This window comes from Rudaea sp., from assembly GCF_036560865.1.
Classification (GTDB): domain Bacteria; phylum Pseudomonadota; class Gammaproteobacteria; order Xanthomonadales; family Rhodanobacteraceae; genus Rudaea.
The window spans coordinates 66,068-74,021 of record NZ_DATBQK010000023.1; the positions used below are offsets into that span (position 1 = coordinate 66,068).

At 63.1% G+C, this 7,954-nt stretch carries 4 protein-coding genes; 1 reads left to right on the forward strand and 3 read right to left on the reverse strand.

Translation table 11 applies throughout. The annotated features are described in order from the left end of the window. Genes VIE67_RS02895 through VIE67_RS02905 form a run of 3 tightly spaced genes read right to left on the reverse strand, consistent with a single transcriptional unit; the run spans window position 1 to window position 6,532 of the window. On the reverse strand, window positions 1-2,175 hold the full coding sequence (locus tag VIE67_RS02895; RefSeq protein ID WP_332023078.1) for a protein kinase domain-containing protein: 2,175 nt from the start codon (window positions 2,173-2,175) through the stop codon (window positions 1-3). Window positions 2,176-2,177: 2 nt separating this feature from the next. Beyond that, on the reverse strand, window positions 2,178-4,352 hold the full coding sequence (locus tag VIE67_RS02900; RefSeq protein ID WP_332023079.1) for a protein kinase domain-containing protein: 2,175 nt from the start codon (window positions 4,350-4,352) through the stop codon (window positions 2,178-2,180). Window positions 4,353-4,354: 2 nt separating this feature from the next. Next, window positions 4,355-6,532 carry a protein kinase domain-containing protein gene (locus VIE67_RS02905; protein ID WP_332023081.1) on the reverse strand — a complete coding sequence of 726 codons (2,178 nt, stop codon included), beginning with the start codon at window positions 6,530-6,532 and terminating at the stop codon, window positions 4,355-4,357. Between the two features lie 510 nt (window positions 6,533-7,042). Here VIE67_RS02905 and VIE67_RS02910 point away from each other — a divergent pair. Next, window positions 7,043-7,954, forward strand: a 912-nt coding sequence (locus VIE67_RS02910; protein WP_332023083.1) for a polysaccharide deacetylase family protein, incomplete at its 3' end; no start/stop codon positions are given.

The following is a 7,954-nucleotide window of genomic DNA, read 5'->3' on the forward strand; positions in this document are numbered from 1 at the left end:
TCACATCGACCTAACGAGCGCGATGTAGCGCGGCTCGTTGCGGATCGGGTCGAAGTCGCTGTCGTGCTCGAGCCAGGCCTTGTCGCCCCAACCGTTGCGCACCGACCGCTCCAGCGCGTCGAGCGCGTCGGAGATCCGGCCCGAACCGGAGAAGGTGCAGGCCACGTTGTAGAGCACGCGCGGATCCTCGGGATCGACCGCCATCGCGCGGGCAGCGTTGTTGGACGCCTTCTCCGGGTCGCCGAGCTGCGCGTACAGCGCCGCGCTCATGATCAGGGCGCGCGAATCCTCCGGGTGCAGTTCCAGCTGCTGCTCGATCAACTGCAACACCTTGCGACTGGCGTCGAGGCACTCCTTGTCGCGGCCGAGCGATTTCAGCGCTTGGGCGATAAATTTGCCCGGGCTATAGTCCTCGGGGCGAATCGCAGTCGCCCGTTCGAACAGGCTGATCGCGTGCTCGAAGCTGCCCTGCGACAGCTCGTTGCGTCCGTACCAGTACAGCGCGTCGAAGTTCTTGGGGTCCAGTGCGATGGCGCGCTCGAACTCGCCCTTGGCCTCGTCGAAGCGCTTGCTCTGCGAGACTGCCATGCCGCGGGCGACGTGCGCCTCGGCCAGGTCGGGATCGAGTTCCAGCGCCCGGCTGCTGGCCGCTTCGGCCTGACGCAGGTTGAACTCACGCGAGTCGTAGCTGCTGTACAGCTGCGAGTAGCAATCCGCGGTGCCAGCGTGGGCCAGCGCATAGTTCGGGTCGATGTCGATGGCTTTTTCGAACATCTGCCGCGCATGGTCCAGGCTACGCCGGCGCAGCTGGTGCAGGCTCTGGCGGCCGCGCAGGTAGAACTCGTAGGCTTCCATGTTCACCGCGCGGACCTTCTCAATCTGCTTCTTCTCATCCTCGCTCAGAATCACGCGCAGCGCCTTGACGATGGCTTGCGAAATGTCGTCCTGGATGGCGAATACGTCTTCGGCGTCGCGATCGTAGCGTTCCGACCAGAGGTGGTAACCGTCAGCGACATTGACCAACTGCGCGGTGATGCGCAGCTTGTTGCCCATCTTGCGCACGCTGCCCTCGAGCACGGTCGATACCTTGAGCTTCTTGCCGATCTGGTCGATGTCCTCGTTCTTGCCCTTGAAGGCGAAGGAGCCGGTGCGCGAGGCTACGCGCAGGGCGCGGATCTTGGTCAGGGCGTTGATGATCTCCTCGGCCATGCCGTCGGTGAAATACTCGTTCTCCGGGTCGTTGCTCATGTTGGCGAAGGGCAGCACGGCCACAGATTTCGCCGCCGACACCGCGGAGGGCAAGGCTACGGTTTGGCTCGGCGTGCTGGTGTTTGCCGATGACAGCGCATTCGCGAATTGTCCCGCCGTCGCGAAGCGGCCGGTGGGTTCGAGCGCCATCGCGCGCGTCACCGCGCGCTCGACGTTTTCCGGGATCACCGCGCGCAGCGCGCGCAGCGGACGTGGCGTCTCGGTGAAACGCTTGGACATCATCCCTTGCGCGGTCGCCGCGCTGAACGGCAGTTCGCCGGTGAGCATCTCGTACAGCATGCAGGCCAGGCTGTATTGATCACTGCGGCCGTCCAGGTTCACCTCACCAGCAGCCTGTTCGGGACTGACGTAGGCCGGTGTGCCGACCACCATGCCGCGCTGGGTGAGCGTAGTCGTCGAAATCGCGCTGGCAGCCTTGGCGATGCCGAAGTCCATGACCATGGCTTCGCCTTCGTACAGCATCACGTTCTCGGGCTTGATGTCGCGGTGCACGATGCCCTGGCGGCTTGCGTAGTCGATCGCCGCCGCTATCGAGCACGCGTGGTGCACGGCTTCCTCGACCGGCAGCTGCTGCTCGCGGTCGAGCCGTTCGCGCAACGACTCGCCCTCGACGTAAGGCATCACGTAATAGAGCAGATCGTCCGCGCTGCCCGAATCGAACAGCGGCAGGATGTGCGGATGGCTCAGCCGCGCCGCGACTTCGATTTCCTGCAGGAAGCGCTCGGCGCCCATGCTGGCGGCCAGCTCCGGGTGCAACACCTTGATCGCCACCGCGCGCCGGTGCTTGCGGTCCTGCGCGAGGAATACCGCAGACATGCCGCCGCGGCCGAGTTCGCGATCGATCGTGTAGGCGCCCTCCAACGTCTTGCGCAGGCGGTCGATGGGCAGGGTGGGTGCAATGGCCATGGTCACATCGCCCGGACAAGCGCGAGGTAGCGCGGCTCGCTGCGGATCGAGTCGAAGTCGCTGTCGTGTTCGAGCCAGGCCTTGTCGCCCCAGCCCTTGTTCACGCCTCGCTCCAGCGCTGTCAGGCAGTCGTCGGTGCGGCCCAGGACGCCGTACAGACAGGCGACGTTGTAGAGCACCATCGGATCGTCCGGGTCCATAGCGGTGGCGCGGGCGGCGTATTGCGCGGAGCGCTCGGCGTTCTGCAGGTTGGCGTTGGCGTTGGCCGCCATGATGCAGGCGCGCGAATCGTCCGGATGCTGCTCCAAGTGCTTCTCGCCCAGGCGCAGCTGCTTGCGATACATCGCCATCGCCTCGTCGTGGCGGCCCAGCGCCTTCAGGCACAGCCCGAGGAAGTTCGGCACTTGGTAGTCGTCGGGGCGCAAGGCGGCCGCGCGCTCCAACAGCCGGATCGCGTCGGTGAACTTGCCCTGCGACAGTTTGGCCTGGCCATACCAGTAAAAGGCCTCGAACAGCTGCGGGCCGAGCTTGATGCCCTGCTCGAACTCCTGCTCGGCCTCGTCGAAGCGCTTGCTCAGCGAAACCGCCAGCCCGCGCGCGAGGTGCGCCTCGGCAAGCCCCGGCTCCAGCTCAAGAGCGCGGGCGCTGGCCATCTCTGCCTGGCGCAGGTTGAACTCGCGCGCGTCCCAGTAGGTGTACAACTGTGAGTAGCAGTCCGCCACGCCGGCATGGGCCAGGGCGTAGTTCGGGTCCACCTCGATGGCCTTGTTGAACATCAGCCGCGCCTGCTCCAGGCTCGAACGGCGCAGCTGGTGGACGTGCTGGAGCCCGCGCAGGTAGAAGTCGTAGGCCTCGACGCTGGCCGCGCGCGGCTTCTCGATCTGCTTCTTCTCATCCTCGCTCAGGATCACGCGCAGCGCCTTGACGATCGCCTGCGAGATATCGTCCTGGATGGCGAACACGTCCTCGATCTCGCGGTCGTAGCGCTCCGACCATAGCTGGTAGCCGTCGGCGACGTTGACCAGCTGCGCTGTGATGCGCAGCCGATTGCCCATCTTGCGTACGCTGCCTTCGAGCACCGTGGAGACTTTCAGCTTCTTGCCGATCTTGCTGATGTCCTCGTTCTTGCCCTTGAAGGCGAAGGACGAGGTGCGCGAGGCGACTCGCAGGGCTTGGATCTTGGACAGCGCGTTGATGATCTCCTCGGCCATGCCGTCGGTGAAATACTCGCTGTCCGCGTCCGTGCTCATGTTGGCGAACGGCAGCACGGCCACGGATTTCGCCGCCGACACCGTCGAGGGCAGGGCCACGGTCTGACTCGGCGTGCTGGTGTTTGCCGACGTCAGGGCCTGTGCAAACTGTCCGGCCGTCGCGAAGCGACCGCCAGGTTCGAGCGCCATCGCGCGCGTCACCGCCCGCTCGACGTTTTCCGGGATCGCCGCGCGCAGCGCGCGCAGGGGACGTGGTGTCTCGGTGAAGCGCTTGGACATCATCCCCTGTGCGGTCGCCGCGCTGAAGGGCAGCTCGCCCGTAAGCATCTCGTACAGCACGCAGGCCAGGCTGTACTGGTCGCTGCGGCCGTCCAGATTGACCTCGCCTGCGGCCTGCTCCGGGCTGACATAGGCCGGTGTGCCGACCACCATGCCGCGCTGGGTGAGCGTAGTCGTCGAAATCGCGCTGGCGGCCTTGGCGATGCCGAAGTCCATGACCATGGCTTCGCCTTCGTACAGCATCACGTTCTCGGGCTTGATGTCGCGGTGCACGATGCCTTGGCGGTTGGCGTAGTCGAGCGCCGAGGCTATGGCGCGGCCGTGGTGCACGGTCTCTTCGACGGACAGCTGTTGTTCGCGGTCCAGGCGCTCGCGCAGGGATTCGCCTTCGACGTAGGGCATGACGTAGTAGAGCAATCCGTCGGCGCTGCCGGAATCATGCAGCGGCAGGATATGTGGGTGATTGAGCCGCGCGGCGAGCTTGATTTCCTGCAGGAAGCGATCCGGCCCCAGGCTCGCCGCCAGTTCCGGATGCAGCACCTTGATGGCGACGGCGCGGTCGTGCTTGCAGTCCTGCGCGAGGAACACCGCGGACATGCCACCGTGGCCGAGTTCGCGATCGATCGTATACGTGCCGTCCAGCGTGTTGCGCAGGCGATCGATCGGCAGCATGGGTGCGCTGGCCATGCCTACATCGCCTTCACGAGCGCGAGGTAGCGCGGCTCGTTGCGGATCGGATCCATGTCGCCGTCGTGCTCGAGCCAGGCCTTGTTGCCATAGCCGCTGCGCACCGACCGTTCCAGCGCGTCGAGTGCTTCGGAGATCCGGCCCAAATCGACGAAAGTGCAGGCCACGTTGTAGAGCACGATCGGGTCCTCGGGATCGGCCGCCATGGCGCGGGCGGCATTGGTGGACGCCTTCTCGCGCTTGCCGAGCTGCGCGTAAAACGAAGCGGCTATGAGCAGGGCGCGCGAGTCCTCTGGATGCAATTCGAGGTGTTGCTCGACCAGCGGCAACATCTTGCGGCTGGCGTTGAGGCAGTCCTGGTCGCGACCCAGGGACTTCAGCGCCTGGGGGATGTACTGGCCCGGACCGTAGTCCTCCGGGCGGATCGCGGACGCCCGCTCGAACAGGCTGATCGCGTGCTCGAAGTTGCCCTGCGACAGCTCGTTGCGTCCGTACCAGAACAGAGCGTCGAAGGATTTAGGATCGAGCGAGATGGCCCGCTCGAACTCGCCGCGCGCCTCGTCGAAGCGCTTGCTCAGGGATACCGACATGCCGCGGGCCACGTGCGCCTCCGACAGATCGGGGTCGAACTCCAGCGCCTTGCTGCTGGCCGTCTCAGCCTGGCGCAAATTGAACTCGCGCGCGTCGAACATGCTGTAGACCAGGGAATAGCAGTGCGCCACGCCAGCGTGGGCAAGGGCATAGTTGGGATCGATGGCAATCGCCTTGTCGAACATCTGCAGCGCATGGTCCAGGCTGCGCCGACGTATCTGATGCAGGCTCTGGCGGCCGCGCAGGTAGAACTCGTAGGCCTCCAAGTTCACCGCGCGGCCCTTCTCGATCTGCTTCTTCTCGTCCTCGCTCAGGATCACGCGCAGCGCCTTGACGATCGCTTGCGAGATATCGTCCTGGATCGCGAATACGTCCTCGGCATCGCGGTCGTAGCGTTCCGACCAGAGGTGGTAACCGTCAGCGACATTAACCAACTGCGCGGTGATGCGCAGCTTGTTGCCCATCTTGCGCACGCTGCCTTCGAGCACGGTCGAAACCTTGAGCTTCTTGCCGATCTCGCCGATGTCCTCGTTCTTGCCCTTGAAGGCGAACGACGAGGTGCGCGAGGCGACCCGCAGGGCGCGGATCTTGGTCAGCGCGTTGATGATCTCTTCGGCCATGCCGTCGGTGAAGTACTCGTTCTCCGGGTCGTTGCTCATGTTGGCGAAGGGCAGCACCGCCACCGACTTGGCGGCCGATACCACCGGTTGCGGCATGGCCATGGTATCGCTTGGCGTATGCATGCTGCCCGATGCCAGCGCCTGCCCGAACTGCCCGGTCGTCGTGAATCGCCCCGCTACATCGACGGTCATCGCCTTGGCTATGGCGCGCTCGATGCCTTCGGGCACAGCAGCCCGGATCGCGCGCAGCGGCCGCGCGGTCTCGGTGAACCGCTTGACCATGACCGCCTGCGCCGAGGCGCCGTCGAACGGCCGCTCGCCGGTCAGCATTTCGTAGAGCATGCAGGCCAGGCTGTACTGGTCGCTGCGACCGTCGAGATTGCTCTCGCCGGCGGCCTGCTCGGGACTGACATACGCGGGCGTGCCGAGCATCATCCCTATTTGCGTGTGCGTTTCGGAGCCGGCTGCGCTCACCGCCTTGGAGATGCCGAAGTCCATGACCATCGCCTCGCCTTCGTACAGCATCACGTTCTCGGGCTTGATGTCGCGGTGCACGACGCCCTGGCGGTTGGCATAGTCGAGCGCCGATGCGATCGCGCGGCCGTGATGCACGGTCTCTTCGATGGACAGCTGCTGTTCGCGGTCGAGCCGCTCGCGCAACGACTCGCCCTCGACATAGGGCATCACGTAGTAGAGCAGCCCGTCCACGCTGCCGGAGTCGAACAGCGGCAGGATGTGCGGATGATTGAGACGCGCGGCCAGCTTGATTTCCTGCAGGAACCGTTCCGGCCCGAGACTTGCCGCAAGTTCCGGATTCAGGACCTTGATCGCGACCGAGCGGTCGTGCCTGCGATCCGCGGCGAGGAACACGGCTGACATGCCACCGCGTCCGAGCTCGCGATCGATGTTGTATGTCTGCGCCAGCAAATCCCTCAGCCGCTGGATTGGAAGTCCGGAGTTCTGTGGCATTGCCCCTCCCAAAGAATCCGATCAAGTTTATCAGTTATCGAACGGCGCGGCCTCCAACCCTTGGTGCCGGCTACGTGGTTCGTGCTCCCGGAGTGTGTGGTGCTTGCCTATTGAGCCCTTGGGTTGGCAAAAGTCGCTGCTCTGCCTCAAGCATCATCGACTTAAGCTGCGGCAGTAGCGCTGCGAGTAGATTCGGATAGTGGCCGGCGCTCGACATGTCGGCGCTCTTGGAAAATTGGCCCCAACTTCATTCTTTGCAAAAATTGACATGAAGTGACGAAGATTGGCGGTTTGAGTTTGCGACCGATCTAATTGGCTCTGTCGATTTTCGCGCGACGGGCCCGTCCGCTGACCATCGTCAATCGTGCCTAGCACCGTTTTCTGTTCTGCCTCCCTCTGGGTTTGCTGTTGGCCCAGTCTTTGCTGTATAGCTGGAGGGATCACCATTCCTTTTCGCGTTCGCAGTCGAATCGGTTGTGGTCATCACCCACCGTTGCATAGGAAGAGCAGGTGTCCATTTTCAGCACGCCGATAAATGCATTACCAAAGCCCGTGCTCATCGCGTTCCTTACGGCCGTAGATCTCCTGCTGGTCTACATCGACAACGCTACTGGGCCGTTCGTACCGTTCACGGTCTTTTACATAGCACTTATTTATGTTTGCATTACACGCGTAGACAAGAACTGGGCGTACGTTGTCGCATTGATCTCCGCGCTGGGACGCACGTATGTTGCAAGCAAGGCATATCCAAGCTCGGCGTATTTGGCTTTTTCGGTCTGGCAATTCGTCACGAGCGCATCGGTTCTTCTCCTGATTTGCTACCTGCTGGACATCACGCACCGCCGTACTCGTGTCGACAATGCGGCAGCTTCCACAGCCGGTCCCGGAGTCGATGGTGGGGAGAGTGGCCGTAGGCACCCGCGCAACACACGACAAACCCGGATGAAATTTCTCCTGTCGGGCATTGGTACTGCATTTGTAGTCCTGGCATCTCTTCACGGTGGCGCTGCGTCCGACGCATATGCGGTCAAGGTCGATTTATCCCACATTGCGCAAAGACCGGGCTTTACGGTTCCGCTTGCCGCCGATCAGGCTGCCCTTGGAAAAGTCGTTTTGCTTACCATCGATGATGGCCCAAGAAACGCGGGGGTCGATAGAAAAATCCTGGACATCTTGAAGCGACATTCAGCGAAAGCCGTATGGCTTGTGAACTGTATAACCTTCGACTCGAACGCAAATCCGCGTGCCGGTGAGAACCTGCAGACGCTATTGCAAATTCAACATGACGGCCATCTGATCGGGAACCACACTTACAACCACCTGAACTTGCAAGAATTGGCTGCGTCCGACCATGCCAGGATGATTTGGGAAATCGAGCAATGTAGCTCGTCGATCAAGTCCGCAACTGGGTCACGACCAAAG